Below are 25,970 nucleotides of genomic sequence, written 5' to 3'. Positions count from 1 at the left end.
CCCCCCCCCCCCCCCCCCCCCCCCCCCCCCCCCCCCCCCCCCCCCCCCCCCCCCCCCCCCCCCCCCCGCTCCTACAATTCGTTAGCTACCCAACGCCAACAATGGGTTTGCCGTGCATCGTCGCTACCGCCGCAACCACGCCGACAGCAGCACGACACCGCCCACGACACCGCTCACCCAGCTCCACACCGGCACCGCGCCCAGGTACCACCCGTGCGGCGGATGCAGGCCGTACAGCACCACGGCGACCACCAGCAAACCGGTGCCGACGATCGCGCCGACCGCGCGTCGCTGCAAGCGGCGCAGGCTGGCATCGAGCGTCTTCAGGTCGTGCGAACGCACTTCCACCTGATGCCGGCCTTCCACCTGCTGGGTGAGCCAGGCGTGCACCAGCCGTGGCATGTCCGGGGCGTGGGTCATGATCTCCGGCAGGCGCTTGCCGAGTTCCTTCAGCACGCGGCGCGGGCTGTAGCGCTCGCGCAGGATGCGTTCCAGCACCGGCCGTGCCACCGCCCAGATGTCCAGTTGCGGATCGAGCTGGCGGCCGACGCCTTCGATGTTGAGCAGGGTCTTCTGCAGCAGGATCAGCTGCGGCTGCAGGATCAGCTGGTGCTGCTGGGCGACCCGGAACAGCTTCATCAGCACCTCGGCCAGCGAGATCTGCGACAGCGGCCGGGTGAAGTACGGTTCGCACACCGAGCGTGCCGCCGCCTCCAGCTCGCCCACGCGCACGTGCGCCGGCATCCAGCCGGCCTGCAGGTGCAGCTCGGCCATGCGCCGGTAATCCTTGTTGAAGATCGCCATGAAATTCTCGGCGAGGAAGTACTGATCCTCCTGCGAGAGCTGGCCCATGATCCCGAAATCCAGCGCGATGAAGCGCGGGTTGAAGCGCCGCGCCGGGTCGCTGTCCACCCAGATGTTGCCGGCGTGCGCATCGGCATGGAAGAAGTTGTCGCGGAACACCTGCGTGTAGAACACGCGCACGCCTTTGGAGGCGAGTACCTTGCGATCGATCCCGGCCGCGTCCAGCTGCGCGATGTCGTCGGACGGAATGCCGTAGACGCGCTCCAGCGTCAGCGCGCGCTCGGCGGTGTGGCTCCAGATCACTTCCGGCACGTACAGGTCGTCGGAGTTTTCCCAGAAGCGGCGCAGCACGCTGGCGTTGGCACCTTCGCGCTGCAGGTCCAGCTCGGCGGCGAGCGTGTTTTCGATTTCGGCGACGATCTCGCGCGGACGGATCTTGTCGGCACGCGGATGGGTGCGTTCGACCAGCCCGGCCAACGAGGTCAGCAGTGCGATGTCGGCATCGATCTGCTTCTCGATGTTCGGGCGCAGCACCTTGACCACCACTTCGCGCCCGCCCGGCAGCGTCGCCGCGTGCACCTGCGCGACCGAGGCCGAGGCCAGCGGGGTGGTATCGAAATGCACGAACGCCTCGGCCACCGGCCGGCCCAGTGCCTGTTCGACGATGCGGCGCGCGGTCTCGCCGTCGAACGGCTGCACGCGGTCCTGCAACAGCGTCAGCTCGGTGGCCACGTCCGGCGGTATCAGATCGCGGCGGGTCGAAAGAATCTGACCGAACTTGACGAAGATCGGCCCGAGCTCCTGCAACGCCAGACGCAAGCGCGCACCGCGCGAGAGTGCCGCGATCTCGCGCGAAGCACGCGGCACGAACGGTTTGGCCAGGCGTAGCCAGCGCTCGAACGGGGTATCGCCCAGCAACTCGTCCAGGCGATAACGCAGCATCACCCGACCGATGCGACCGGCGCGGAAGAACGCCTTCATGCGCGCACCCCGCCCAGACGGGCGATGCGCGCGGCCAGCCGCTCCACGTCGTCGCGCAGCACGTCCACGTCGTCGTGGAAGGCCTCCTGCTCGGCACGCGGCACCACGTCGCGCGACTCCTCGGTGACGTACTCGGCCGCGCTCTGCACCAGATCGCTGGCGCCGCGCCTGAACCTGCGCAGCGCATCGCGCACGGCGTTGGCGATCTGTACGCCGACGATCTCGCCGAACGCCGCCACGAACGGCAGTTGCCAGTCCGGGTCGAAGCGCGAGGCCAACTGCTGCAGTCGCCGCGCCAGCTCGGCATCGCCGGAAACACGCACGCGCCCGGCCGGCGGCCCGTTGCGCCGCGCCTTCGCCAGGAACGGCAACTGGCCGAGCAGACCACCGAGCGTGCCGCGCACTGCCAGATCGGCCTCGTTGTCGGTGTCGACCGGACCGACCTGCAGGCGCCGGTCGGCAACCTGGATCTGCAATGCCAGCGCCGGCGCTTCCAGGGTCAGCGCGATGCGCTGGCCATCGAGCGCCTGCAAGGCGTCGCGGGTATCCGGATCCAGCGCCACGGCGCGGTTGAGAGCGGCTTCCAGCGTACGGCCGGCCAGCGGCTTGAGGGAATCTAGGGGGGAACCAGGCATGGGAGCATTCTAGCGAAGCTGGGATTGGGGGTTGGGGATTCGGCAAAGCCTGCTCCGGATCTGCCCCCACCGCGGGAAGATTTTCTGTGGGAGGGACTTCAGTCCCGACAGATGGCCGGTGGAGCCTGTCGGGACTGAAGTCCCTCCCACAGGACCATCCCGTCGCCTCTCCTCTTCCACGCCCTGAGAGCGCAAGCTATTGACCCCTCGTTTGGAGCAGTTTCGATGCGCAAGATCCGGGTTGGCCTCATCTTCGGCGGCAAGTCGGCCGAGCATGAGGTGTCGTTGCAGTCGGCCAGGAACATCGTCGATGCGCTGGACAAGGACCGTTTCGACGTCAGCCTGGTCGGTATCGACAAACAGGGACAGTGGCATCTGGCCGAGCTGGACGGCTTCCTGCTCAATGCCGACGACCCGGCGCGGATCGCGTTCAACCGCAGTGGTCGTTCGCTGGCGCTGATACCCGGCGTGGAAGCGCAGCAACTGCGTCCGCTGCAGCAGACGCAGGCGCTGGAACAGATCGACGTGGTGTTCCCGATCGTGCACGGCACGCTCGGTGAGGACGGCTCACTGCAAGGCCTGCTGCGGATGGCGAACCTGCCGTTCGTCGGCTCCGGCGTGCTCGGTTCGGCGGTGGCGATGGACAAGGACGTGACCAAACGCCTGCTGCGCGACGCCGGGCTGGACGTCGCGCCGTTCGCCTGCTTCAACCGCCACAGCGCGCGCAATGCTGACTTCGAGGCGCTGGTCGCCCAGCTCGGCCTGCCGCTGTTCGTCAAACCGGCCAACCAGGGTTCGTCGGTCGGCGTCAGCAAGGTGCGCGACCGCGCGCAGTTCGAAACGGCGCTGGCACAGGCGTTGTCGTTCGACCACAAGGTGCTGGTGGAAGCGGCGATCAGCGGGCGCGAGATCGAATGCGCGGTGCTCGGCAACGAGCAGCCACAGGCCAGCGTCTGCGGCGAGGTGGTGGTGCACGACGAGTTCTATTCCTACGACACCAAGTACATCAGCGAGACCGGCGCGGAAGTGGTGGTGCCGGCGGCGATCGATGCCGATACCCAGGCGCGTATCCAGGCCGTGGCGCTGCGCGCCTACGCCGCGCTCGACTGCGCCGGCATGGCGCGGGTGGACGTATTCCTGACGCCCGAAGGCCACATCGTCGTCAACGAGGTCAACACGCTGCCCGGCTTCACCCGCATCAGCATGTATCCCAAGCTGTGGCAGGCCAGCGGACTGAGCTATCGCGAGCTGATCACGCGCCTGATCGAGCTGGCGCTGCAGCGTCACGCCGCCGACCGCGCGCTGAAGAGCACGGTGATGCTGCCGCTCGATCCAGCCCCCTGAACGACGCGAGCCGCGCAGGCGCATGCACGCTCACGTCGTGCGTGACGCCGCCAGCCGTCGCATCCCTTCCTCCATGCTCACCGTCGGTACGTAACCGAAATCGCGCCGTGCCGGCTCCATCGAGTACCAGTGCGGCGTGCACAACTGCTCGGCGAGGAAACGCGTCATCGGCGGCTCGCCGGACAGCCGCAGCAGCGGCCACAGCTTCTCGCACACCGCCCCAATCCGGTACGCGGTCTTGAACGAGATCGACCTGGTCACCGGCGGCGCGCCAGCGGCGGCGAGCAGCCGCTTGAGTAGCTCGCGCATCGGCAGCGGCTCACCGTTGGAAATGAAATAGGCCTTGCCGGCGCAGGCCGCGCCCGGCGCCAAGTGCTCGAAGGCCAGGAAGTGCGCCAGCGCGGCGTTGTCGATGTAGGTCGTGTCGACCAGATTCTCGCCATCGCCGACCACGCGCAGCCGGCCCTGCCGTGCGCGCTCGGCCAGGCGCGGCACGATCTGGTTGTCGCCCGGCCCCCAGATCAGCCGGGGCCGCAACGCCACCGTCGCCAGCTGCGGCGAATTGGCCGCCAGCACCGCGCGCTCGGCGATTGCCTTGGTCGCCGCATACGGCGCCTGGAAATCCTCGCCGTAAGGCACCTCGTCGGCACCCAGACCCTCCACCGGATGGGTGGCGCGATGGGTGACGCTCGGCGTGGAGGTGTAGACCAGCCGGCCGATGCCATGTGCGCGGCAGGCCGCCAGCACGTTCTCGGTGCCGACCACGTTGGCCTGGTGGTAGCTGTCGTAGCTGCCCCAGGCACCGGCCTTGGCGGCGTTGTGGAACACCGCATCGACGCCGGCGAGCGCGTGCCGCACCGCATCGGCGTCGGCCAGATCACCCCGCACCTGCCCGACCCCGAGCTGCTGCAGCGCCGGGTAGTGGCCACGGTTGAAGCTCAGCACCTCGTGGCCGCGTTCGAGCAGCCCACGGCACAGCGCCTGGCCGAGGAAACCGCCGCCGCCCGTCACCATGATCTTCATCGCGTCACCGCATCCGTGTACCGGGAAAGCCGCACACGATAGCCGCGACCGGCCGCGCTGGCGATCCGTGATCGCGCAAGCCGTTGATCCGAGGGGACTTCATAATTCTTCATCCGCGCATCAGGCACTTCAGGGGCGTCATCGGTGTAGTCGCCATCCCTTCTACTGCGAACGGACCTGCGCCATGTCACGCCTCTCCTGCCTGCTTGCCCTGATGCTTGCGCTACCCAGCGCGCACGCCGCCTCCGCGCCGCCGCTACCCGCGCCGCCCGCACTCGACGATGGCTGGAAGGTTGCCGACCCAGCGGCGACCGGCTGGCACACCGACGTGCTGGCCGCGATGGAGTCCGCCCTCGCCGACGGCAAGGCCCCGGACACCACCAGCGTGCTGATCGCACGCGACGGCGCGCTGGTGTACGAGCGCTACTTCGGCGACAGCGACCGCCAGACCCTGCAGGACACCCGCTCGGCCACCAAGAGCGTGACCGCGCTGCTGGTCGGCGCGGCGATCGCACGCGGCAGGATCGCCGGCGTGCAGGCCAAGGTGTACGACAGTTTCCGCGACCACCATTGGCAGAACCCCGATCCACGCAAGGACGCCATCAGCGTGGAAGACCTGCTGACGATGAGCTCGCAGTGGGAATGCGACGATGACAACAGTTTCTCCACCGGCAACGAGGAACGCATGTACGTGAGCGCGGACTGGGTCCAGTTCGCGCTGGACCTGCCCATCAAGGGCTATGCGCCGTGGATGAAGCGGCCGCAGCAGAGCCCGTACGGCCGCGCGTTCGCCTACTGCACCGCCGGCAGCTTCCTGCTCGGTGCGCTGGTGGAAAAAGCGACCGGGCAACCCCTGGAGGATTTCGCCGCACAGGCGCTGGAGCGTCCACTCGGGATCACCCAGTCGCAATGGATGCATGCCTCGGAAGGCACCGGCATGGGCGGCGGCGGCACCCGCTACCGCAGCCGCGACCTGGCCAAGCTTGGCCAGCTGCTGCTCGACCATGGCCGCTGGCGCAACCAGCAGGTACTGCCTGCGGCCTGGATCGAAGCGATGACCACGGTGCACGCGCAGGCCCGCGACGATGCCGACTACGGCTATCTGTTGTGGCACTTCCGCTTCCCGGTGCGCGGCGTGGAGCGTGGCGTCTGGGCGATGTCCGGCAACGGCGGCAACTATGTGTTCGTGTTGCCGGAAGAACGCCTGGTGGCCGTCATCACCCGCCGCGCCTACAACCAGCGGCAGATGCATCAGCAGTCGCAGCAGCTGTTCGCCGACTACGTGCTCAAGGCGTTGCCGTAGCGGTACCGGTTTCCTGCGGCAGCAGGCCGGCACGCCGCACCTGCTCGCGCTGCGCGGCGATGTCGACCTCGTCGCGGGCCAACAGCGCGGCGAACCCCGGCCGCGTCCGCAGCGACGCCAGCAACGGCGACGCCCGCAGGTAACCCACGTCGCGATAGCCGGCCGCCTGCGCGCGATCGAGCGCCACCAGCGCCGCGTCTGGATCACCGGCCATCGACAACAGCAACGCGGCATCGACGCCATCGAGAGGATCGACGCCGTGCGCGAGGCCATCCAGCAGTGCCTGCGCCCGTTCGCGCAGTTCGGTGGCCGGCGGCGCCGGCTGTGCACCCATCGCCCAGACCACGGTCTGCGGCAGGCTGCCCTGCGGACGTAGCTGCAAGGCGTGCAGGCTGGCCTGGCGTGCACGCTCGCTGTCGCCGCGCTGCCAGGCCAGTTCGGCCTGCAGCAGATACAACCCCGCGTGCTCGGTGCCGCGCCGCAATGCCTCGTCCAGTGCCACCTGCGCCTCGGCGTAGCGGCCACGACCGAACAGGAAACCCGGCCACGCCAGGTTGGAGAACACGCTGTCCGGATACAGCCGGAAACTCTGCCGATAGCGCGCCTCGGCAGCATCGGCATAGCCAAGCAGGTTGAGATTGCTGGCGATCTGGATCGGCAGGAAACGCACCTTCGCCGGATCGCGCACCTGCAGGTTGGTCGACAGCGCCTGCGCCAGACGGCCCTCGCGCTCGTACAGGTAGGCGATCGAGCCGCGCACCGCATCGGCCTGCGGATCCAGGCGCAGCGCCTGCTCGTAGGAGGCCAGCGCCAATGCGACCTCGCCACGGCAGTCGTGCGCATAACCGAGCGCGGCGTGCGCGGCCGGCATGCGCGGATGCGCCGCGACCACCTGCTCGGCCAGGCGTTGCGCCTGTGCCGCATCGCGCGCATCACCGCCGTACTGACAGACACGAGCGCTGTAGGTACGACTGAGCCCCAGCTGCGCCTGCACATCGTCCGGTGCTTCCTGCAGGCGTTGCAGGTACAGCGCAATCGCGCGTTCGTTGTTGTCGCGCTGGCCGATACCGGCGTAGTAATCCGCACGTTGCAGCAACGGCGCGATCGCAGGCGCCGCCTGTCGCATGCGGCCGTACCAGATCGCAACGCACACCAGCGCCAACGCGACCACTGCAAGCGCGGCGATCCGCCAACCGCGACGATGCGGTGACGCAGCCGCCGGCGCCGCGTCGAACATCTGCACCGGCACGCACAGCTGGTAGCCCTGCCCGCGCACCGAACGCAGGTAGCGCGGTTGTCGCGAAGCATCGCCCAGCGCCTGGCGCAGCAGGCGCACACGCTGGGTGACGGTTTCCTCGTTGACCAGCGCCGGGGCCCATACCTGCTCGATCAACTCATCGAACCCGACCACGCGCTGGCCCTGACGCAGCAGGTAGTGCAGCAGGCGGAAACTCAGGCCGCTTATGTCCAACACCACGCCATCGCGTTCGACCCGCTGCCGGTCCACATCGACGATCACATCGTCCAGCCGGTAGCGTTCGCCCATCGCGTATTCCTCAGCGCGGCTGCGTCGCCGCCCACACCGCCAGTTTCTCGCGACCGATCTTGGCGTTGTGGCGGATATCGACCGGGAAGCCCGGATGCGGCAGGAAACGCGTGATCGCCGCGATGCGCGGATGTGCGGCGGCGAACTCGCGCAGCGCGCGCTCCAGCGCGGTGTGACGGGTCGCGGCGACAGCGGCTTCGTAGCACAGCACCGGCTGCTGAAGACCCGGCTCGCCCACGCCGACCAGCGCGGTGCGCGCGACCCCCGGCAGTGCATTGAACATCGGCTCGACCTGCTCGGTGTACAGCGGCCCGTGCGCGGTTTCCACGCGCTGGGTCTTGCGACCGCAGAACCACAACCGGCCTTCGCTGTCGAAATAGCCCACATCGCCCATGCGATGCACGATGCGCTCGCTGCCGTCGGCCAGGCGCTCGCGGATCTTGGCGATGCGCGTGGCCGCGTCGCGGTTGAAATAGGTGTCGGTCGCGGTCGGACCGGCCACGGTGATCTCGCCGACCTCGCCCGCGCCCAGTTCACGCACGCCCGACCAGTCGGCGATCGCGGCATCGTCGATGGCGATGATCCGCACTTCGTTCGGTGCGACCACACGGCCCACACAGGTGCCGGCGCCGGCCTCGGTGGCGACGCGCGTGGCTTCCAGCTCGCGGCCCTCGATCACCGCGACCGGCAGGCATTCGGTGGCGCCGTACGGCGTCCACAACTGCGCACCGGGCGGCAGCAGCGCGCGCATCTTCGCCACCACGTCCGGTGGTACCGGCGCGCCGGCCGAAGTCACCCGCATCACGGTCGGCAGCGGTTGGCCGTACTCGGCCAGCACCCGCATCAGCGCCGGCGAGCCGAACAGCTGGGTCACGCCGAAACGCGCGATCGCATCGTGCAGCTTGCGCGGATCGGCCTTGGCCGGGCGCGTCGGGTCCATGTCGGGGATCACACTGGTCAGGCCCAGCGCCGGGTCGAACAACGCGAACGGCGGGAACGTCGGCAGGTCCACGCCCCCCGGCAGCATCCCGAATGCGTTGCGCAGCAGCTCGATCTGCCCGACGAAATGACGATGGCGATAGACCACGCCCTTGGGCACGCCGGTGGAGCCGCTGGTGAACAGGATCGCGGCGACTTCGTCCGCATCGGTCGCCGCCAGTTGCCCGCCGGCGCCATGACCGGTGCGCTCGACCTTCGCCAACGTGGTGCCGCCCCAGGCCCAACGCGTGCCGACGGTGACGATCCTGCGCGCCGATCGTGCCCAGCCCAGCAATCGCCGCGCCAGCTGCGCCAGCGGGATGCCGATGAATGCCTCCGGCTGCGCTTCGTCCAGGCATTGCTTCAGCGCGCGCCTGTCGATGCCCGGATCGACCAGCACCGGCACCGCGCCCGCCTTGAACAGCGCGAACATCAACAGGAAGAACTCCCGCGACGGCCGCACCATCACCACGCTGCGGGTACCACGGCCGATGCCGTACCTGGCCAGGCCAGCGGCAATCGCATCGCTGCGCCTGTCCAGCTCGGCGTAAGTGAGCGTCACGTCGTAGCGGGCCATGCCGTTGGGGCCGGCGCGGCCGGGGCAGCGGATCGCGATCTGATCGGGACGCTCGCGGGCCAGCCGCGGCAGCGTCGCGGCGATGTTGCAGGGTTCGGTCATCGCCGGATTATCGCCGATGCGGCTGGCGGGCCGTGGCTTTCGCGCACCTGGCGGGCATCGGGTCCTGGTGGTCCCTCAGATACCGTCGTCCCCGCGAAGGCGGGGACCCAGTGTCTTGTTGCTGCAAGCTTCAAGTCGCTGGATCCCCGCCTTCGCGGGGACGACGGTCGTTCTGGATACGGCAGCCAAGAGCGGGGCTGATCCGAAGCCGCGCTTGCACCCCACCCTGGTTAGGGCAGAATGCCGCGCCTGCCCTCACCCAGCGCCGCGCAAGGCCCGGCAAACCCATGGCACACCCCTGCCTTACCTGCGGCGCCTGCTGCGCCTACTTCCGCGTCAGCTTCCACTGGAGCGAAGCCGATCCCGAACTGGGCGGCAGGGTGCCCTTCGAACTCACCGAGACCTTGCGCACCCACGAGCGGGTGATGCGCGGCACCTCGCAGTCGAACCCGCGCTGCATCGCGCTCGACGCGGACATCGGCCGCTACAGCCGCTGCACCATCCACGATCGCCGGCCCTCGGTCTGCGCGCAGGTACCGGCCTCGCTGGAATTCGGCGAACGCAGCTCGCAATGCGACCGCTCGCGTGTCGCCCATGGTTTGCCGATGCTCACCGAAAGCGACTGGATCGGCGTGGAGCAATTCGAGAAGAATCCGTTGCCGGAGATCTGAGCCGCGATCAGCGCGGCGGCAGGTAAGCCGGCACCACGCGTTGCAACCGCTCGACCAACGCCGGCTCCATGAAACGGTAGCGGTCGGGAATGCTCAGACAGACCACGCGCTTGTCCTTCAAATGCGGCGCAAAACGAGCCGACAGCACTTTCCGCTGCGCCGGCTCCATCACCAGAATCAGGTCGGCCCACGCCAACAGTTCGGGCGTGACCGGCACCTCGGCCTCGTGCTTCAAACCGGCCGAGGCGGTTTCCACACCGGGCCAGTCGGCGAAGACCTGCTCGGCGGTCGGGCTGCGCAGGCGGTTCTGCCCGCACACGAACAGTACCCGCAGCACGCTCAGGCCACAGCCTCCGCCAGCGGATGCGCATCCAGGAACGCACGGATCGCCGGCACCAGTACTTCGTGCCTGTCTTCCAGGACGTAATGCCCGGCGTCCTCGAACGCCTGCACCTGCGCGCGCGGCAGCGCGGCGCGGAAACCGTCGAGGAAATGGCGGTCGAACACGAAGTCCTTCAAACCCCAGCCGATGAACGCCGGACGATCGGCGAACGCCGGCAACGCCTTGCCCGACGCCTCCAGCAACGCCCACGCACGATCGGCCGGCGAGAGCGGGATGTCCTGCATGAAGCGGATCGTGGAGATGCGATTGGCCCAGTTGTCGTACGGCGCCACGTAGGCGCGACGCACATCGGCCGGCATCCGTCGCTCCACGCCGAGCCACGATGCGCCCGACGAGAACGCATTGACGCCCCGGACCAGCCACTCGCCGATCGTCCAGTCGCGCCCCAGCGCGATCTCCCACGGCATCGTCTTCGCCGCCGGCATCGGGAACGCAGCGGTGTTGAGGATCACCAACCGCTTGACCTGCGCCGCATGCGCGAGTGCCCAGCCGAAGCCGATCATGCCGCCCCAGTCGTGCACCGCCAGCGTGACCGGCGTGGCGTCGTCGATCCCGGCATGACGCAGCAGCGCCTGCAGATCATCCACGCGCGACTGCAACGTGTAGTCGTAGCGCGGCGAGGCATCGTCCGCATCGTCCGGCTTGTCCGACAGCCCCATGCCGACGTGGTCGGGCACGATGCAGCGGTACTTGTCGGAAAGCCCCGCCACCAGCGTGCGCCAGTAATAACTCCACGACGGATTGCCGTGCAGCATCACCACCACCTCGCCCTCGCGCGGGCCCTCGTCGAGGTAGCTCATCGCGATGCCGGGACGGACTTGGAAGCGCTTCGGGGAAGCGGGATAGCCGGGATAATTCATTGGGTCGTTCTCGATGGGATTACAGCAGCGGCAGCTGATCGCCGTCCTGATCGCGTAGCACCTCGGCACGGCGGATCATCTGCTGCACCTCCGGGACCGCGTGGATGGCAATCAGCTCCACCTCTGGATGCGCGTTGCCGAATACTCGGAATATCTCATCGGCGAAGGCTTGCCCGATGCGGGTCACGGCCTCGAAATCCAGTATCACGCAGCGAAAGCGGTCCACCCGTTGTAGAAGCCGCTTCGCCTGCGAACGGGAAATGAGGTTTTCGTCGCCCACCTGGGCGAGGCGGACCGGAACAATGGTCTTGGCGAAAGCGTAGTCGTCCGGTCCACTGGAAAATTCATCGAACACCTGCTTCGCCGTACGCACCGCATCAATCGCAAGGTGCATCAGCACCGTGGTGCCGGTGACGTCGGCCGGCATGTCCACGTCAAACAGGACGTCGTCTGGCTGTGCCTCGTCGTGATCGAACACCAGGCCTGCCGACTCGATGGCGAAGCGATCGAACATCCGCGAGGTAAAGAACACGCCTTCACCGGAATGGCGCCGCGGATCGGTGGTCAACTTGCCCTTGGACAGCTCCAGCAGCGCCAGCCGTTCATCGGGCAGGTCCAGCGCGCGGGTGATCTTGCGGAAGATGCCGATGCCATCGTCGACAATGGCAAACATCACCCGCCGCTGGTTCCGCTCCACCTCGACCCGCACGCGCGTGCCCTCGGAATGGTCGATCGCGTTGTTGACCATCTCGGTCACCCCGTGATGGCATATCTCCAGCACATTGAGCGGCAATCCTTCCAACAACGGCGCTACGTTGCGGCTCCACACGCGGTCTTCCTGCAGACCCGCCAGTGCATGTTCGAATGTCGCGCGACGATTGTGTCCCAGCCGATAGGTAGGCCGTGTCGTCCCTTCCTTCAGCAGATAGCCGGCATCGGCCAGCGAGCGGGCGCGCGCCGCGACGGCCGCGCGACTCAGCCCCACAGCCTCAGCAACGACCCGCACAAGGTCCTGCGGATGCCTCTCGACCTGAGTCAGGAGGGCATTTTCGATCTCGGCAGAGCGATTGGGGCGGGCCATCGGGACTGTAAACTTTCGATCCCGGATTAGAAACCTATTCGGCCTGATTGTAAAGTTTCAGCCTGCCGCCAGCGCCCGCCCGAGCAGCCTGGGGACACCCCAAACGCCCATCTCCGACTACCGCGGCAGCGATCGAGCCGAACCAGAGGTGTTCGGTTCTTTCGAAAACCTGCACGCCAAAGCCGGATCGCCAGTGGCAATCCGGCATCGATTCACCAGACCACTTCAGCCATCGAGCAGTTCAGGCCCGAGCCGATTCCCAGCAGCGCGATGCGGTCGCCCTTCTTCAGGCGGCCCAGCTCCTTGAGCTTGCTCAGCACGATCGGTACCGAGGCCGGGCCGATGTTGCCGTGTTCGCCGAAGATTGTCAGGACCTTGGCCGGGTCGATGCCGAAGTTCTTGATGAAGGCGGCGGTGTGCGGACGCGAGACCTGGTGGATCACGAACTGGTTCAGCTCGTCCACGGTCCAGCCCAGCGCCAGCTTGGCGGCCACGAAGGTCTTCTCGGCCAGCTTGATGCCTTCCAGCAGCAGCATGCGGGTGTCGGTGACCATGCGGTCCATGTTGCCGCGGCAGAGCTTGTTCCACTCGGTCGCCGAACGGGTCACGCCACCCTTGTAGCGCGGTGCGTCGGGCACCAGTTCGGCGCGCGCCATCACCATCGCCGCGGCACCGCAGCCGAGGGTCAACGCGGCCAGTTCGTCGCGGAAGTCCTGCTCGGTGGCGTCCAGGTGCAACAGGCGCTCGATGGTCTTTTCATAGACCAGATTGGCGGTCTCGCCATCCACCACCAGCGCGTAGTCGATCTCGCCGCGTTCGAGCATGCGGGCGGCGATGTCCATGCCGTTGATGAAGGCCAGGCAGGCATTGGCGACGTCGAAGGCCATGCACTGGTCGCCGACGCCGAGGTTGCCGCAGACGATCGACGCGGTGGACGGTTCGAGGTAGTCGCGGCTGACCGAGGTGTTGACCACCAGGCCGACCTTGTCCGCGCCGATACCGGCATCGTCCAGCGCCTTGCGCGCGGCCAGCGTGGCGGCATCCGATGCCTGCACGTCCTCGTCCCACAGACGACGCTCATGCACGCCGGCAATGTCGCCGAGCACATCGGTCTTGATGCCCAGCCGCTCGAGAGTCGGCTTCAGGCGCTCGTTGATTTCTCGCGAAGTCAACGTATGGGGCGCGTCAACATGCGCCAGTCCCGCGATCGAGACGTTCTTGAAGAGCATTGAGAGCGCCATTGGCTTCAGGCGAAGGATCGCCATTCTAGCCCCTGGCTGGTTTCACCGCATCTTTACAAGTCCTGGCCCCGGTTCCGGGGCCGGATCGTTCAACGGCCCGGGCAGCGGAAGGCGTTGAAACGCTGGCTGCCGTCGGCCGGCTCGCCCTGGGCCTGGACCGCGTTGGCGCCGGCCGAGGGGGCCTCGTTGCGGGCCAGGGTTTCCAGCTCGTCCTTCACTTTCAGCGGGTTGCGGTTGATGAAGCCGACCTTGCTCTTCACCGAGACCACCACCTCGCCCTGCTGCTGGCAACCGGCCGGAACCGGGCCGGCGGGCAGCACGCGTACGCTCTTGCCACCCTGCTCGATCGGCACCCAGGTGCAGGCGGTCAATGCGGCGGCCGCAGCCATAATCAGGGGCAGATAGGGGCGCATGGCGGATTCCTTTGAAGGGGCGGACATTGTGGCCCAGCCGGATGAATGGCGGGTAGCCTCAGCCGCCGCCTGCCGGGAGGGCGGGCGGCGGCTGGCGGCCCTTACTTGCCGGCCGGAGCGACCGGCTTGCCGTCACCATCGATCACGCTGACCTCGCCCAGGTTCAGGCTGCGGATCGGCTGCTCGATCTTGGACAGGTCACCGACGATGACCCAGGTCAGCGCCTGCGGATCGATGCCCTTGGCCGCTGCCGCTGCCTGCGCCGGGGTGAACGCCGCCACCTGCTGGTTGCGCACCTGCACCCAGTTGTCCGGCCGGCCGTAACGGACGATGCCACTGACGGTGCCCGCCACCGCGCTGGCGGTTTCGTAGGCACCGGGCTGGCTGCGCAGCTCGTTGGCGACGATCTTGTCGACCTCGGCCTGCGTGGCCGGCACCTGGCCGCTGACGTACTCGCCGATCTCGCGCTGGATCTCCTGCACCGACTCGCGGGTCTTGTCGATCTGCACCGGCGCCACCGCCAGCAACGGACGCTGGCCGAGCGCGCTCATCAGCGTGGTGCGCGCGCCGTAGGACCAGTGCTTGTCCTCGCGCAGATTCATGTTCAAGCGCGAGGTGAACGAGCCGCCCAGCACATCGTTGGCCAGCCCCAGCTGCACCGAGCCCGGATCCTTGCTCGACGGCATCAGCTCGCCGGCATAGATGTTGGCCTGCACCGCGCCCGGCTGGTCGATCAGGAACACGCGCGGCTTGTTCGGTCGCGGCACCTGCGGCAGCGCGATGCCGGCCTTGGCCGCCACCTTGCCCTCGCCCTTCCAGTCGCCCAGATAGCGATCAAGCAACGGCACGATCTCGGCCAGCGTGGTGTCGCCGACCACGATCAGCGTGGCCTGCTCCGGACGCAGCCACTGCTTCTGGTAGGCCAGCAGGTCGTTGCGACTGATCGAGGCGATCGCGCTCTCGGTGCCGCTGCCGGTGAACGGGATGCCATAAGGATGTGCATCGCCGTACAGCAACGGCGGCAGCACACGCAGCGCGGCGGTCTGCGGTCGCGCCTTCTCCTGGGCGATGCCGGCGATCCACTGCGCCTTGACCCGGTCGATCTCGGCCGGTTCGAAGCGCGGCTGGCGCAGCATCGTCGCGAACAGGCCGACCGACTCGTCCAGGTTCTCCTTCAATGCCGACAGCGAAGCGCTGGCGCCATCCAGCGAGGCGCCCGCCTTCAGCGACGCACCCAGTTCCTCCGCACGCGACTTGAACGGCAGCGCGCCCAGCTCGCCGGCCCCTTCGCCCAGCATCGAGGTGGCAAAGCCGGCGGTACCGGGTTTGCCGCCGTGGTCGCTGGCGTAACCGCCGCCGAACTCGTAGCTGAGGTTGACCACCGGGATCTCATGGCGCTCGGCCAGCACCACGGTGCTGCCGTTCTTCAGCTTGGCGCGCTGCAGCGCCGGGAACTTGAGCTGCGGATACGAGCTGACCTCGGGAATCCCGGCCTTGCGATCGACCGTGCTCGGCGTGGTGGCGTACTTCGGATCCGACTTGGGTGTGGTGAACGGTGCCGGCTTGACCGAAGCCTCCTCGACCAGTGGCTCACGCGTGCCCGGCTTCACCACGAAGGTATGACTCGGATTGCCCAGCCACTTGGCCGCGGCCGCACGCACCTGTTCCGGGGTGGCCGCGGCCACGGTCGCGAGCGAATCGCGGAAGCAGCCGGGATTGCCGGTGAAGGTGGCGCACGAAGCCAGCGCGTCGGCCTTGCCGCCGAACCCGCCGATGCGTTCGATGCCGCGGATGAAATCGGCGCGATAGCTGGTCTTGGCGCGCTCCAGTTCCTCCCCGGTCGGGCCCTGCGCGATCAGCCGCTGCAGTTCCTCATTGATCACCGCCTCGACCTTGGCCGGGTCCACGCCCTGCTTGACCATCGCGCGCACGGAGAAGCTGCCGCTCAGCTGCGCGTTGTAGCTGCTGGTGCCGATGCTGTCGACCAGCTTGTCCTGATGCAGCAGGCGCGCGTCCAGGCGCGAGCTGGCGCTGCCGCCGAGGATGTCGGACACCAGGTCGAGCAGATCGGCATCGCTCGCGCCGACCTCCGGCACGTTCCAGATCCGCTGGATCAGCACCTGCGGCACCTTGTCTTCCAGCTCGGTGCGGCCGGACTGCTTGAGCACCGCGACATCGACCTTGGGCTGGGCCATCGTCGGCGTCGCCGGGATGTCGCCGAAATACTTGGTGACCTTTTCCTTGGCGGTGGCCAGATCGATGTCGCCGGCCAGCACCAGCACGCTGTTGTTGGGGCCGTACCAGGTGCGGAACCAGGTCTTCACGTCCTCCAGCGACGCCGCGTCGAGATCGTTCATCGAGCCGATCGTGGTGTGGTGATACGGGTGACCCTTCGGGTACATGGTGCGCGCGATCACCTGGCGCAGCTGCCCGTACGGCTGGTTCTCGCCCTGACGCTTCTCGTTCTGCACCACGCCACGCTGCTCGTCGAGCGTCTTCTGGTCGATCGCGCCGAGCAGATGACCCATGCGGTCGGACTCCATCCACAGCGCCATGTCCAGCGCGGTGGTCGGCACGTTCTCGAAGTAGTTGGTGCGATCGGTATTGGTGGTGCCGTTCATGTCGGTGGCACCGGCCTGCTCGAACGGGGTGAAGAACTCACCCGGCGCGTTCTCGCTGCCGTTGAACATCAAGTGCTCGAACAGATGCGCAAAGCCACTGCGCCCGGCCGGCTCGTCCTTGCTGCCGACGTGGTACCAGAGGTTGACCGCGACGATCGGCGCCTTGCGATCGGTGTGCACGATCACCCGCAGGCCATTGGGCAGGGTGAACGTCTCGTACGGGATATCCACGGCGGCCGAGGCCGGTGCGGCGATCGCGGAGGCTGGCAGGGTGGTGAACCCGATGGACGCGGCAGCCAGGGCAACCGCCAGCGTGGCGGCACGGGGACGACGGGCGAACGGCATACGCATTCCTTGTGCGTGAGATGAACTCTGGATGTTAGAGCCACGCGACCTCCCAGCCATGGGCCGCAAGCCATGTCGTGCCGAATCGTCCGCTCCGACGCCGGAAAGCGGCTTACGGCCGCCAGTGTCCGGACAGCGGACACCATAAGGCACCAAAAATCCCTTTTTTATCAGCCAGATAGCTTTGGCACGCATCCTGCTGCTCTATCCGTGAAGGAAATGCGGCACCCGCAATTACTGAACAAACAATGAACCAAATTCGAAATCCACCGGTTTCACTTGCACCAGCAGATTAGGTGTACTACATTACTACCACACCACTGATCACCAACACCAAAGGCCCCGTCATGAACACCAAGTCCCTCAGCGTTGCCCTCGCCATCGCCGCCGGTTCGGTTCTGGCTTCGATGACTGCCTCCGCCGCCCCCATCACCACGCTGGACACCTTGCAGGTGCGCCCCTCGGCCGAGCAGATCGCCCAGCGCACATACGAAATCAACAGCAACATCCCGACCCTGGCCGCTGTGCAGGTGCGTCCGTCGGCCGAACAGCTCGCCCAGTACGACGCCGAACAGGCCGCCCGCTCGAACGTGGTGACCCTGGCCTCCGTCGAAGTCCGTCCGAGCGCCGAACAGCGTGCGGAAATGCTGGCCAGCCGTGACGAATCCAGCACTGCTTCGCACAGCGTCGCCAGCGAAGCCTCCACCGCGGTGGTCGCCCTGCTCGGACAGGTCGTCATCAACCTGCCGGTGCCGCGCCTGCAGCCGTCGCCGTCGGATCTGGAAGCCCTGATCGGCACGATCGGCCAGTTCGTCCGCTACTGAGGGACGGCCGCAACGGCGGCCGATCCCGGGGCAACGCTAAACTTTGTCGATGAACGCCCCTGTCCTTGATGTACTGCTGTACCAGCCAGAAATCCCGCCGAACACCGGCAATGTCATCCGCCTCTGCGCCAACACCGGCGCGCGGCTGCACCTGATCGAGCCGCTCGGTTTCGACCTGAGCGACCGCCAGCTCAAGCGCGCCGGCCTGGATTACCACGAGTACGCCCACCTGCAGGTGCATGCCGACCTGCAGGCCGCGCTCGACAGCATCCAGCCCAAACGCCTGTTCGCCCTGAGCACCCGCAGCCAGGTGCGTTACGACACCGTCACTTTCGCCGATGGCGATGCGTTCCTGTTCGGCCCGGAAACCCGCGGCCTGCCAGCCGACGTACTCGAACAGATTCCCGACGCCCAGCGCCTGCGCCTGCCGATGCGCCCGGACAACCGCAGCCTCAACCTGTCCAACAGCGTGGCGGTGGTGGTGTTCGAAGCCTGGCGCCAGCTCGGTTTCCCCGGCGGCGCATAACCGCCAGCTCGCTTCCGCCCGATTCGGCAAAGCGCCCGACTGGACCGGTCGGCAGCGCAGCTGCTATCGCGCGCGTCGCCCGCGTGTGGCATCCACGGCCACAAAAAGTTCCTGAATCTCACCTTTAATTTATGTACTGGTAAGTTCTGAATTCAGGGGGGATTCCATCGGATAACGGAGAATTTACATCTCGGCAGCGAACGGTTTTTTTAACAACCTCAGCGCCGTACCAATCCAATAAGTACAGGTAACCCGATATGAAGACTTCCCTGCTCGCACTCGGCCTCCTCGCCACCCTGCCGTTCGCTGCCTCGGCCGCGGACAACCTCTCGTACAACTACGCCGAGGGCAACTACACGAAGACCGACACCAACGACGGCAATGCCGACGGTTGGGGCTTCAAGGGCTCCTATGCCTTCCACCCGAACTGGAGCGTGTTCGGCGACTACAGCAAGCAGTCGGTCGACCATAGCGACATCGACGTGCAGCAGTACCGCGTGGGCGTCGGCTACAACTACTCCATCGCCCCGAGCACCGACCTGCTGGCGCGCGTGGCCTACAACAAGTTCGACCCGACCCGTTCGGCTGACGGCGTGAAGTACGACTACGACGGCTACAGCGCCGAAGTCGGCCTGCGCAACGCGTTCGGCGAGCACTTCGAGGTCTATGCCCTGGCCGGCTACGAGGATTATTCCAAGAAGCACGGCATCAACCCGGACGGCGAGTTCTACGGCCGCCTCGGTGGCCAGGTGAAGCTCAACCAGAACTGGGGTGTCAACGGCGACATCAAGCTGGGCAAGGACGGCGCCAAGGAATGGTCGGTCGGCCCGCGTTTCAGCTGGTAAGCCGCACCCTGTTGGTTCGCGACGCGTCCTCTCTCCCCGCGTCGCAATGGAAGCCCGGTCTCACGACCGGGCTTCTTCTTTTTTGCTCTCGGGCAGGTGCGGACATCAGCGCAGAAATCGATAGGTCCTCGTAGGTGCGGCTTCAGCCGCGATGGGGCTTTCCCGGGAAAGCCCCATCGCGGCTGAAGCCGCTCCTACGAAAATCGCCGGACTTACTTGAACAGCGTGTCCGGGTATTCCGGTTTCTGTTCGCGGGCCAGCAGGCCCTTGAGGCCGGCTTCCGGGGTGATTTCGCCGTGCAGTACGGCGCGTACCGCGCTGGAAATCGGCAGCTCGATGCCGTGGGCCTCGGCCTGGCGCATCACTTCGTCGGCGGTCTGCACCGACTCGACCACCTGGCCGATCTCGCGGATCGCGTCGGGCAGGCTCTGCCCACGACCGAGCGCCAGACCCAGCCGGCGGTTGCGCGACAGGTCGCCGGTGGCGGTGAGCACCAGATCGCCCAGTCCCGCCAGACCCATCAGAGTTTCCGGGCGACCACCGATCGCCGCGGCCAGCCGCAGCATCTCGTTGAGGCCACGGGTGATCAGGCCGGCACGGGCGTTCAGCCCCAGCTGCATGCCGTCGGCGACACCGGTGGCGACCGCCAGCACGTTCTTCATCGCGCCGCCCAGCTCGGCGCCGACCATGTCGTCACCGGTGTAGGCGCGGAAGGCCGGGCCGTGCATCGCTTCGGCCACGTCCTGGGTGAACCCGGCATCGTCGCCGTGCACGGTGATCGCGGTCGGCAGGCCAAGCGTGACTTCCTTGGCGAAGGATGGGCCGGTGACCACGGCCAGCGATACATCCGGGCCGAGGATCTCGCGCGCGACCTCATGCAGGAAGCGTCCGGAACCGGGCTCGAAGCCCTTGGTCGCCCACGCCACGCCGGCACCGGCCGGGCGCAGCGGCGCCAGCAGTTTCACCGTCTCGGTGAACGCATGCGAAGGCACCACCAGCAATATCCAGCCGGCACCTTCGACGGCCTCGGCCAAATCGGTGGTGGCCCGCAACGCGTCGGGCAGGGGAATGCCGGGCAGGTAGCGGGTATTGACGTGGTCGCGGTCGATCGTCTCGACCACCTTCGCGTCCCGGCCCCACAGCACGGTCGGGTGACCGTGCCGTGCGACCAGCGCGGCCAGGGCAGTGCCCCAGGAGCCGGCGCCGAGGACCGCGATTTTCCGTTTCGGATCGCTCATCCGCTGATCCAAGCCGGAATCAGGCGTTGCCAGCCGGCTCGGAATCGGCCAGCGACTGCACGTCGCCCTGCTGCGAACGCTGGCGCAAGGTCTCTGCGTACAGCGCTTCGAAGTTGATCGGCTGCAGGAAGAACGGCGGGAAGCCGCCGGCCTGGATCAGGTCGCTGACCAGGGTGCGCACGTACGGGAACAGGATGTTCGGGCACTGGGTGCCGAGCAGCACGTCCACCGCCTGCGGCTCCAGGCCGACCAGGCCGAACACGCCGGCCTGCTGCACTTCGGCCACGTAAGCGGCCTTGCCACCGGCGGTGCAGGTCAGGGTCACGCCGAGCACGACTTCGAACGCGTTGTCGTTCAGGCGCTGGACCTTCTGGTTGAGGTTCAGCTGCAGCTCCGGCTGGGCGCCGTCATTGAACACGGCCGGGGCGTTCGGGGATTCGAAAGAAACGTCCTTGACGTAGATCTTCTCGATGGTGAAAGCGGGGCCAGCGGCGGCTTCGGCCGGCGCAGCGGCGCCGTTGGTGGTTTCGTCGGACATTCCTGACTCCAAAAAACGGTTCTTGGTTAAGTGATGCGGATGATGAAACGCTCGCTAAACGGCGAGTATCTCACGACAGCGATGGGGGCTTGCCCGCGCTGCCGCAAGGGTGCAAGGGCAATCAGTTGCGGCCTTTTACCAGCGGCAACTCGGCCTGCTGCCAGGCGGGGATGCCACCTTCCAGCCAATGGACCTGCTCGAAGCCGGCGCGCTTGAGCTTCTTGGCCGCGTCCGCCGAGGCAGTGCCGTTGCGGCACACCAGCACGATCGGTTGCGACTTGCGGTCCGCCAGCAGCTTGTTGTCGGCGTCGAACTTGCTGACCAGCACGTTGCGACTGCCGGCGATGTGGCCCTTCTCGTAGTCGGCGCTGGCCGACAGGTCCACCACCAGCGCGTTCTCGCCGTTGATCAGGCGGGTCAGCTCGACCGGCTTGATCGCCTTGTAGCCACGGAACAGGCGCGCGATCTCGGTGACGATGATGGCGAGGGTGAGGCCGACCAGGGCGATCGACAGCATGGGGTTGCGGCCTGCAAAGGCCAGCAGCTCTTCGAAATTCACGGGATCACACGGGTGGATGAAGCGGGCCGGCGATTGTCGCACAGCCGGCGGGCCGGTCTACCAGGGCGGCATGTAAACCCGCCTGGGACAGCCGCGGGGGACTCAAGCGGGGCGAAGAATCTCTTGGAAGAATCTCCTGCAAGGACCGCCTCCACGCCCGCGATGCCGTTGCTCCCCCCTCCCCGGCAACCGTCGCTACTCGCCTTTCCAGAGGTCCGGCAGACCGGAGATCTGCCACCACCGTTTGGCCTTGGCATCCCAGCGCCACGCTTCGTGCACGCGGACGACGCGCTCGGCCTGGGTGTTGCGGTTGATCACCCGGATCTCGACATCGCGCAGCACCCGGTCCTCGCCGTCCATGCCGGAGCGCAACTCGCTGTAGCCGGAAATCTGCACCTGCTCGTAGCGGGCGCGCTCCAGGTCGGTCTGCGGATGCGCGATGCGGTATTCCGGATCGATCAACTGCTCGGCACCATCCAGGTCGTTCCAGCGGATCGCCGCCGCATACAGGGTCTGTGTGTCCTCCAGGCTGCGCTGCTGGGCGCTGCTGAGCGCCTGCGCGTTGCCGACCGCGAGCAGTAGCAGACAGGCCAGAAACCAGGCAATTCGTCGCATCGATGCATCCCCTTTGACCGGCGACATCCTACCCACGTTTGGCCAGCGCGACGAAGCGGCCGTTGAAGCGCGCCGCGACCACGCCGGATTGCAGCGTCACCTGCGCCTGCACGGCGATGCGGGCCTTGCCGCGCTGGCGCAACGTGGACAGGAACAGCGCCTCGTCCTCGCCTTCGGCCGGCGCCGCGTGGGCGACCAGGTCCTCGTAGACCGGTGCCAGGTACCGCAGTTGGCTGTCGGCCACATAGACCTCGGCCAGCGCGCCGGCCTGCTGCAGCCGCAGGCTCAGCCAGCCCCAGCCGGCCAGCGTCATCAGCGAGGCCAGGCTGCCACCGAAGGCATTGCGCTTGTCGTTGACGTTGGCCTCCAGCGGTGCGTGCAGGCGCAGGCCTTGCTCGTCCAGGCCGGCCACGGCGATGCGCATCGCCGCCACCGGCGGCATTGCGTCCAGATGCTGTTGCAGGTCCTGCAGTGCGGACGGCAGCGAAACGGTTTCGGACATGGAAGGCAGTCGTGCTCGGCGAAGGGCTCGCATGGAAGAACCCCGTACAGGGATGTGCGGCGCCCTTGCGAGGGAAACGCATAATGCCCGCAATGACCACACCCGCGACTGACTGGTATCTGCTGTCGCTGCGTCCTGCCGGCGCGCATGCCGGACTGCGCGCGGCCGCCGCGCGCGCAGGCGGTCGGTTGTTGGCGTTGTCGCCATGGCGGATCGAACACGAGCAAGGCGCGGAAGCCCGGCGTGACCTGCAGGCCGCGCTGGCCGCACCGATCACGCTGTTCACCAGTCCGGCCGCAGCGGCGGCAGCGTGGGCGATCGATCCTTCCTTCGCCGGCAAGCTGCGCCAGGCGATCGCGGTCGGCGAAGGCAGCGCGCGCGTCCTGCGTCGACATGGCGTCTCCGGGGTAGCCATACCCGCGCGCATGGACAGCGAGGGCGTGCTGGCCTTGCCGCAACTGGCGGCGGGATGCGGCGCGGTCGGCCTGGTCACCGCGCCGGGCGGGCGCGGCATGATCTCGCGCGATCTGGAAGCACGCGGCATCCAGACACTGCGCGCGGACGTCTACCGGCGTGTGCCGATCGCCTTGTCGGCGCAGGCGATCCGCCATCTGCGCGAGGTCCTCGATCGCAGCGTGCTCGCGCTCAGCAGTGGCGAGGCGTTGCAACAGCTGTTGCCGCAACTGCCCGCCGATCTGCTCGGGTCATTGCGACAACGGCCGGTGGTGGCCGCCAGCGAGCGCCTCGTCACGTTCGCGCAGGCCAACGGGTTCATCGATGCGCATCGCGCTGCGGGGCCGATGCCGGCGCAACTGGCGGCCGCAGCCGCGGCGGCGATCGCATCGACACATTCCTGAAGATATGCGGGTCCCTCTGCGAAAAGCCCGGCCACCCATGGCCTGGGATCCAAATAGGTGCACCGGCTTGCCGACGCGATGCGCCGCGCGCCATGCTGTAGCGCGAACGCCGACGCAAACGGCGCTATCGCCCCAAGCCAGGAGGCCCTGATGGACCCGACGCCAAGTACTCCGCGACGACTGCAATGGGCCTGGGTCATGTTGCCCGTGCTCATCGTCGTGTTCGCGGCGGCCGGCTGGGGTGGCTGGCGCTGGTGGATGGCGCACGCCGCCGAGCGCGACCGCGTCGCCGGCGAGCAGCGGCAGCGCTGGGAGGCGTTCGACCAGACCCTGGACACGCTGCGCCGCGACCAGCGCGCGACCAGCGAGCGGGTGCAGGACGCGGCCGCGACCAACCGGGTACTGCGCGACGAAATGCTGGGCCTGGGCCAGCGCAACGCGCTGCTGGAGGACACCGTCTCCAAGCTCGCCGACCCGAATCGACACGGCGCTCAGGCGCTGCGGCTGGATGAGGTCGAGCTGCTGCTCAGCCAGGGCCAGCAGCGGCTGGCGATCGCCGGTGATCTGGACGGCGCGCGCCGCGCCTATGCGCTGGCCGCCGGCGCGCTGGCCGGCATCGACGATCCGGCCTTTCTCAACCTGCGCCAGTCGCTGGTACAGGAACGCAATGCGCTCGACGCGCTCGGCCCCGGTCCGCAGGACAGCCTGGCCGCCGAACTGGAACGTTTCGTCGGCCAGCTCGACACACTGCCGGCCCAGGCCACCGACGCCACCGGCGACAGCCGCAGCTGGTGGCAGAAGCTGCTGGCGCCGCTGGTGCAGGTGCGCCCGTCCAGCGGCAACGTGCTGGTCGCCCGTTCCGAGCGGATCGGCGCGCAGGACTCGCTGCAGATCGAGATCAGCCTGGCCCGCGCGGCGCTGGAGCGCGGCGACGCCACCGCCTGGAAGCAGGCGCTGGCGCGGGTCGATGGCTGGCTCACCCGGCTGTGGCCGGACACGCCGGAACTACGCCAGCGTCATGCCGAACTGGCCAGGCTGCAGCGCGCGCCGCTGCGGCCGGCCCTTCCCGAACTGGGCAGCACCCTGCTGCAGCTGCGGGCCATGCGTGAAGGGAGGAACGGACCATGAAACCGCTGCGCAGTCTGTTGATCCTGCTGGTGGCCGTCGCGCTGGGCGTGATCGGCGCGCAATGGCTGTCGCGCCAGAGCCACTACGACGTCGGCGAGGTGATCGTCCGCGCCGGCGGCAACGACTATGTCGCGCCCGGCCCGCAGGCGATCCTGTTGCTGGTGATCGGGCTGCTGGTGCTGTGGCTGCTGTGGACGCTGCTGAGCCTGCCGTTCCGCACCTGGAACCGCTATCGCCTGCGCAAAGGCCGCGCGCGCCTGATCGAAGGCCTGCGCGCCGCCGATCATGGCCAGTGGAGCAAGGCCGAGAAGCTGCTGGTCGCGGCCAGCGAAGACGATGAGGTCGGTGCGATCGCCCTGGCCAGGGCGGTGCGCGTGGCCGATGCGCGCGGTGACGAAGCCAGCGCCGAGGCATTCGCGCGCAGGCTCAGCGAACGCGATCCGCAGGTGCATGCATTGCTGCAGGCCGAGCGGCTGCTGGCCAGGGATCGTCCGGTCGATGCGATCAACGCGCTCGACGTGGCCGGCGCGCAACCGCTGCCGCCGCGCGGGCTGCTGCTGCGCACCGAGGCGCTGGCGCGGATCGGACGTGCCGACGAAGCCTATGGACAGCTCGGCGCACTGCGCCAGCAACAAGTCCTCGATGGCGAGGCGCACGCGGAACTGGAAACCCGGCTGGTCACGCAGGCCCTGCAACAGGCCGGCGATGCCAACCAGTTGGCGTCGCGCTGGGAGAGCGCCCCCAAGTCGCTGCGCACCGCCGCCCCCGTGGTCGCCGCCTACGCCACCCGCGCGGCGACATTGCGCTGGGACGACGCCGCGCTGCACAGCCTGGAACAGGCGCTGGATACGCATTGGGACGAATCGCTGGCACGCCTGTACGGCGTGCTGCCGCTGGAGAAGTACGACTCGCGCCGCGCCAGCGCGCAACGCTGGCTGGCCCAGCATCCGCAGAGCCCGGCCCTGCTGCTGACCCTGGGCCGGTTGGCCCGGCACCAGCAGCAGACCGGCCAGGCGGAGGAATTCCTGCACCGCGCGATTGCGCAAGGTGCCGGTGCGGAAGGCTGGGAAGAACTCGGTCATGGCTTCGCCGCCGCCAGCCAGGACCGGATCGCACTGCAGTGTTACGCCAACGCCCTGCGCGTGCTGCACGAGCAGCCGCCGCTGGATCTGGCGTTGCGCGACCTGCAGCAGCGCATCGCCGATCAGGCGGTGCCGGAAGAGCGTGATGAGTTCGGGAATCCGCGGTTGCCGGGATGACGAGCCAGCGAGTATCTGGAGCACACAGCGCTGACAGAAACTCATCAGGCCTGGAGCCCTGCTCGCCTGCTTTCTGTAGGAGCGGGGGGGGGGGGGGGGGGGGGGGGGGGGGGGGGGGGGGGGGGGGGGGGGGGGGGGGGGGGGGGGGGGG

At 67.8% G+C, this 25,970-nt stretch carries 25 protein-coding genes; 9 read left to right on the top strand and 16 right to left on the bottom strand.

Translation table 11 applies throughout. The annotated features are described in order from the left end of the window. Positions 1-123 precede the first annotated feature (123 nt). Both ubiB and AC3WJE_RS19180 read right to left on the bottom strand, forming a co-directional pair. Positions 124-1,785 (bottom strand): ubiquinone biosynthesis regulatory protein kinase UbiB, encoded by a 1,662-nt coding sequence (gene ubiB, locus AC3WJE_RS19185; RefSeq protein ID WP_493732433.1) that lies wholly within the window; start codon positions 1,783-1,785, stop codon positions 124-126. Further along, positions 1,782-2,420: a ubiquinone biosynthesis accessory factor UbiJ gene (locus tag AC3WJE_RS19180; protein WP_493732432.1), complete on the bottom strand. Its 639-nt coding sequence runs from the start codon at positions 2,418-2,420 to the stop codon at positions 1,782-1,784. The genes ubiB and AC3WJE_RS19180 overlap by 4 nt, the downstream gene beginning before the upstream one ends. A gap of 225 nt (positions 2,421-2,645) precedes the next feature. Between AC3WJE_RS19180 and ddlA the strand changes: the two genes are divergently transcribed. Beyond that, positions 2,646-3,764: a D-alanine--D-alanine ligase gene (ddlA, locus tag AC3WJE_RS19175; protein ID WP_493732431.1), complete on the top strand. Its 1,119-nt coding sequence runs from the start codon at positions 2,646-2,648 to the stop codon at positions 3,762-3,764. A 30-nt stretch (positions 3,765-3,794) separates the two neighbouring features. Here the strand turns inward: ddlA and oleD are convergent, their stop codons facing one another. Further along, on the bottom strand, positions 3,795-4,787 hold the full coding sequence (oleD, locus tag AC3WJE_RS19170; RefSeq protein ID WP_493732430.1) for a 2-alkyl-3-oxoalkanoate reductase: 993 nt from the start codon (positions 4,785-4,787) through the stop codon (positions 3,795-3,797). 184 nt (positions 4,788-4,971) lie between these two features. Between oleD and AC3WJE_RS19165 the strand changes: the two genes are divergently transcribed. Next, the gene (locus tag AC3WJE_RS19165) at positions 4,972-6,090 is read left to right on the top strand and encodes a serine hydrolase domain-containing protein (RefSeq protein WP_493732429.1); all 1,119 of its coding nucleotides are present in this window, start codon (positions 4,972-4,974) and stop codon (positions 6,088-6,090) included. Here AC3WJE_RS19165 and AC3WJE_RS19160 read toward each other — a convergent pair. Both AC3WJE_RS19160 and oleC read right to left on the bottom strand, forming a co-directional pair. After that, a complete protein-coding gene (locus AC3WJE_RS19160; RefSeq protein WP_493732428.1) occupies positions 6,074-7,636 on the bottom strand; it encodes a winged helix-turn-helix domain-containing protein in 1,563 nt (520 codons plus the stop codon). The two genes, AC3WJE_RS19165 and AC3WJE_RS19160, sit on opposite strands and share 17 nt — an antisense overlap. A 10-nt stretch (positions 7,637-7,646) precedes the next feature. After that, complete coding sequence (gene oleC, locus AC3WJE_RS19155; RefSeq protein WP_493732427.1) at positions 7,647-9,293, bottom strand: olefin beta-lactone synthetase; 1,647 nt, start codon at positions 9,291-9,293, stop codon at positions 7,647-7,649. A gap of 287 nt (positions 9,294-9,580) precedes the next feature. Between oleC and AC3WJE_RS19150 the strand changes: the two genes are divergently transcribed. Continuing rightward, entirely contained in the window at positions 9,581-9,964 is a 384-nt protein-coding gene (locus tag AC3WJE_RS19150) for a YkgJ family cysteine cluster protein (protein ID WP_493732426.1), read from the top strand. Between the two features lie 7 nt (positions 9,965-9,971). Here AC3WJE_RS19150 and AC3WJE_RS19145 read toward each other — a convergent pair whose 3' ends face one another. The 6 genes from AC3WJE_RS19145 to AC3WJE_RS19120 form a co-directional block, all read right to left on the bottom strand. Next, positions 9,972-10,301 (bottom strand): low molecular weight protein tyrosine phosphatase family protein, encoded by a 330-nt coding sequence (locus tag AC3WJE_RS19145; RefSeq protein ID WP_493732425.1) that lies wholly within the window; start codon positions 10,299-10,301, stop codon positions 9,972-9,974. Positions 10,302-10,303: 2 nt separating this feature from the next. Further along, positions 10,304-11,227 carry an alpha/beta fold hydrolase gene (locus AC3WJE_RS19140; protein ID WP_493732424.1) on the bottom strand — a complete coding sequence of 308 codons (924 nt, stop codon included), beginning with the start codon at positions 11,225-11,227 and terminating at the stop codon, positions 10,304-10,306. A gap of 19 nt (positions 11,228-11,246) precedes the next feature. Next, entirely contained in the window at positions 11,247-12,308 is a 1,062-nt protein-coding gene (locus AC3WJE_RS19135; RefSeq protein WP_493732423.1) for an STAS-like domain-containing protein, read from the bottom strand. A gap of 212 nt (positions 12,309-12,520) precedes the next feature. Next, positions 12,521-13,537, bottom strand: a complete 1,017-nt coding sequence (locus tag AC3WJE_RS19130; protein WP_493732422.1) for a 3-oxoacyl-ACP synthase III — start codon at positions 13,535-13,537, stop codon at positions 12,521-12,523. A 101-nt stretch (positions 13,538-13,638) separates the two neighbouring features. After that, the gene (locus AC3WJE_RS19125; RefSeq protein ID WP_493732421.1) at positions 13,639-13,962 is read right to left on the bottom strand and encodes a DUF4156 domain-containing protein; all 324 of its coding nucleotides are present in this window, start codon (positions 13,960-13,962) and stop codon (positions 13,639-13,641) included. 101 nt (positions 13,963-14,063) lie between these two features. After that, complete coding sequence (locus tag AC3WJE_RS19120; RefSeq protein WP_493732420.1) at positions 14,064-16,928, bottom strand: M16 family metallopeptidase; 2,865 nt, start codon at positions 16,926-16,928, stop codon at positions 14,064-14,066. Positions 16,929-17,275: 347 nt separating this feature from the next. Here AC3WJE_RS19120 and AC3WJE_RS19115 point away from each other — a divergent pair, with 347 nt between their 5' ends. From AC3WJE_RS19115 to AC3WJE_RS19105, 3 genes are all read left to right on the top strand, one after another. Further along, positions 17,276-17,752, top strand: a complete 477-nt coding sequence (locus tag AC3WJE_RS19115) for an XAC0231 family protein (RefSeq protein WP_493732419.1) — start codon at positions 17,276-17,278, stop codon at positions 17,750-17,752. 49 nt (positions 17,753-17,801) lie between these two features. After that, the gene (trmL, locus tag AC3WJE_RS19110; RefSeq protein WP_493732418.1) at positions 17,802-18,278 is read left to right on the top strand and encodes a tRNA (uridine(34)/cytosine(34)/5-carboxymethylaminomethyluridine(34)-2'-O)-methyltransferase TrmL; all 477 of its coding nucleotides are present in this window, start codon (positions 17,802-17,804) and stop codon (positions 18,276-18,278) included. 257 nt (positions 18,279-18,535) lie between these two features. After that, entirely contained in the window at positions 18,536-19,123 is a 588-nt protein-coding gene (locus AC3WJE_RS19105) for an OmpO family porin (protein WP_493732417.1), read from the top strand. A 212-nt stretch (positions 19,124-19,335) separates the two neighbouring features. Here the strand turns inward: AC3WJE_RS19105 and AC3WJE_RS19100 are convergent, their stop codons facing one another. The 5 genes from AC3WJE_RS19100 to AC3WJE_RS19080 all read right to left on the bottom strand — a co-directional run bounded on the left by AC3WJE_RS19100 (position 19,336) and on the right by AC3WJE_RS19080 (position 22,575). Then, entirely contained in the window at positions 19,336-20,361 is a 1,026-nt protein-coding gene (locus AC3WJE_RS19100; protein ID WP_493732416.1) for an NAD(P)H-dependent glycerol-3-phosphate dehydrogenase, read from the bottom strand. A gap of 19 nt (positions 20,362-20,380) precedes the next feature. Further along, entirely contained in the window at positions 20,381-20,899 is a 519-nt protein-coding gene (secB, locus tag AC3WJE_RS19095) for a protein-export chaperone SecB (protein WP_493732415.1), read from the bottom strand. A gap of 121 nt (positions 20,900-21,020) precedes the next feature. Then, positions 21,021-21,458 carry a rhodanese-like domain-containing protein gene (locus tag AC3WJE_RS19090; protein ID WP_493732414.1) on the bottom strand — a complete coding sequence of 146 codons (438 nt, stop codon included), beginning with the start codon at positions 21,456-21,458 and terminating at the stop codon, positions 21,021-21,023. 195 nt (positions 21,459-21,653) lie between these two features. Beyond that, on the bottom strand, positions 21,654-22,073 hold the full coding sequence (locus tag AC3WJE_RS19085; protein ID WP_493732413.1) for a hypothetical protein: 420 nt from the start codon (positions 22,071-22,073) through the stop codon (positions 21,654-21,656). Positions 22,074-22,101: 28 nt separating this feature from the next. Next, entirely contained in the window at positions 22,102-22,575 is a 474-nt protein-coding gene (locus AC3WJE_RS19080; protein ID WP_493732412.1) for a YiiD C-terminal domain-containing protein, read from the bottom strand. 92 nt (positions 22,576-22,667) lie between these two features. Between AC3WJE_RS19080 and AC3WJE_RS19075 the strand changes: the two genes are divergently transcribed. The 3 genes from AC3WJE_RS19075 to AC3WJE_RS19065 all read left to right on the top strand — a co-directional run bounded on the left by AC3WJE_RS19075 (position 22,668) and on the right by AC3WJE_RS19065 (position 25,819). Continuing rightward, positions 22,668-23,432, top strand: coding sequence for a uroporphyrinogen-III synthase (locus tag AC3WJE_RS19075; protein ID WP_493732411.1), 765 nt, complete (start codon positions 22,668-22,670; stop codon positions 23,430-23,432). Positions 23,433-23,582: 150 nt separating this feature from the next. Then, entirely contained in the window at positions 23,583-24,560 is a 978-nt protein-coding gene (locus tag AC3WJE_RS19070; protein ID WP_493732410.1) for a uroporphyrinogen-III C-methyltransferase, read from the top strand. Next, entirely contained in the window at positions 24,557-25,819 is a 1,263-nt protein-coding gene (locus tag AC3WJE_RS19065) for a heme biosynthesis protein HemY (protein ID WP_493732409.1), read from the top strand. The genes AC3WJE_RS19070 and AC3WJE_RS19065 overlap by 4 nt, the downstream gene beginning before the upstream one ends. Positions 25,820-25,970: the final 151 nt, after the last annotated feature.

The sequence above is a fragment of the Pseudomonas sp. GW821-FHT07E12 genome (assembly GCF_058986605.1).
Note: the sequence above shows the minus strand (reverse complement) of the source record. Positions and strands in the feature narration are given on the sequence as shown.

Coding starts and splice junctions, on each gene's coding strand:
- ubiB (WP_493732433.1), bottom strand. CDS start 1,785: ATGAAGGCGTTCTTCCGCGCCGGTCGCATCGGTCGGGTGATGCTGCGT.
- AC3WJE_RS19180 (WP_493732432.1), bottom strand. CDS start 2,420: ATGCCTGGTTCCCCCCTAGATTCCCTCAAGCCGCTGGCCGGCCGTACG.
- ddlA (WP_493732431.1), top strand. CDS start 2,646: ATGCGCAAGATCCGGGTTGGCCTCATCTTCGGCGGCAAGTCGGCCGAG.
- oleD (WP_493732430.1), bottom strand. CDS start 4,787: ATGAAGATCATGGTGACGGGCGGCGGCGGTTTCCTCGGCCAGGCGCTG.
- AC3WJE_RS19165 (WP_493732429.1), top strand. CDS start 4,972: ATGTCACGCCTCTCCTGCCTGCTTGCCCTGATGCTTGCGCTACCCAGC.
- AC3WJE_RS19160 (WP_493732428.1), bottom strand. CDS start 7,636: ATGGGCGAACGCTACCGGCTGGACGATGTGATCGTCGATGTGGACCGG.
- oleC (WP_493732427.1), bottom strand. CDS start 9,293: ATGACCGAACCCTGCAACATCGCCGCGACGCTGCCGCGGCTGGCCCGC.
- AC3WJE_RS19150 (WP_493732426.1), top strand. CDS start 9,581: ATGGCACACCCCTGCCTTACCTGCGGCGCCTGCTGCGCCTACTTCCGC.
- AC3WJE_RS19140 (WP_493732424.1), bottom strand. CDS start 11,227: ATGAATTATCCCGGCTATCCCGCTTCCCCGAAGCGCTTCCAAGTCCGT.
- AC3WJE_RS19135 (WP_493732423.1), bottom strand. CDS start 12,308: ATGGCCCGCCCCAATCGCTCTGCCGAGATCGAAAATGCCCTCCTGACT.
- AC3WJE_RS19130 (WP_493732422.1), bottom strand. CDS start 13,537: ATGCTCTTCAAGAACGTCTCGATCGCGGGACTGGCGCATGTTGACGCG.
- AC3WJE_RS19125 (WP_493732421.1), bottom strand. CDS start 13,962: ATGCGCCCCTATCTGCCCCTGATTATGGCTGCGGCCGCCGCATTGACC.
- AC3WJE_RS19120 (WP_493732420.1), bottom strand. CDS start 16,928: ATGCCGTTCGCCCGTCGTCCCCGTGCCGCCACGCTGGCGGTTGCCCTG.
- AC3WJE_RS19115 (WP_493732419.1), top strand. CDS start 17,276: ATGAACACCAAGTCCCTCAGCGTTGCCCTCGCCATCGCCGCCGGTTCG.
- trmL (WP_493732418.1), top strand. CDS start 17,802: ATGAACGCCCCTGTCCTTGATGTACTGCTGTACCAGCCAGAAATCCCG.
- AC3WJE_RS19105 (WP_493732417.1), top strand. CDS start 18,536: ATGAAGACTTCCCTGCTCGCACTCGGCCTCCTCGCCACCCTGCCGTTC.
- AC3WJE_RS19100 (WP_493732416.1), bottom strand. CDS start 20,361: ATGAGCGATCCGAAACGGAAAATCGCGGTCCTCGGCGCCGGCTCCTGG.
- secB (WP_493732415.1), bottom strand. CDS start 20,899: ATGTCCGACGAAACCACCAACGGCGCCGCTGCGCCGGCCGAAGCCGCC.
- AC3WJE_RS19085 (WP_493732413.1), bottom strand. CDS start 22,073: ATGCGACGAATTGCCTGGTTTCTGGCCTGTCTGCTACTGCTCGCGGTC.
- AC3WJE_RS19080 (WP_493732412.1), bottom strand. CDS start 22,575: ATGTCCGAAACCGTTTCGCTGCCGTCCGCACTGCAGGACCTGCAACAG.
- AC3WJE_RS19075 (WP_493732411.1), top strand. CDS start 22,668: ATGACCACACCCGCGACTGACTGGTATCTGCTGTCGCTGCGTCCTGCC.
- AC3WJE_RS19070 (WP_493732410.1), top strand. CDS start 23,583: ATGGACCCGACGCCAAGTACTCCGCGACGACTGCAATGGGCCTGGGTC.
- AC3WJE_RS19065 (WP_493732409.1), top strand. CDS start 24,557: ATGAAACCGCTGCGCAGTCTGTTGATCCTGCTGGTGGCCGTCGCGCTG.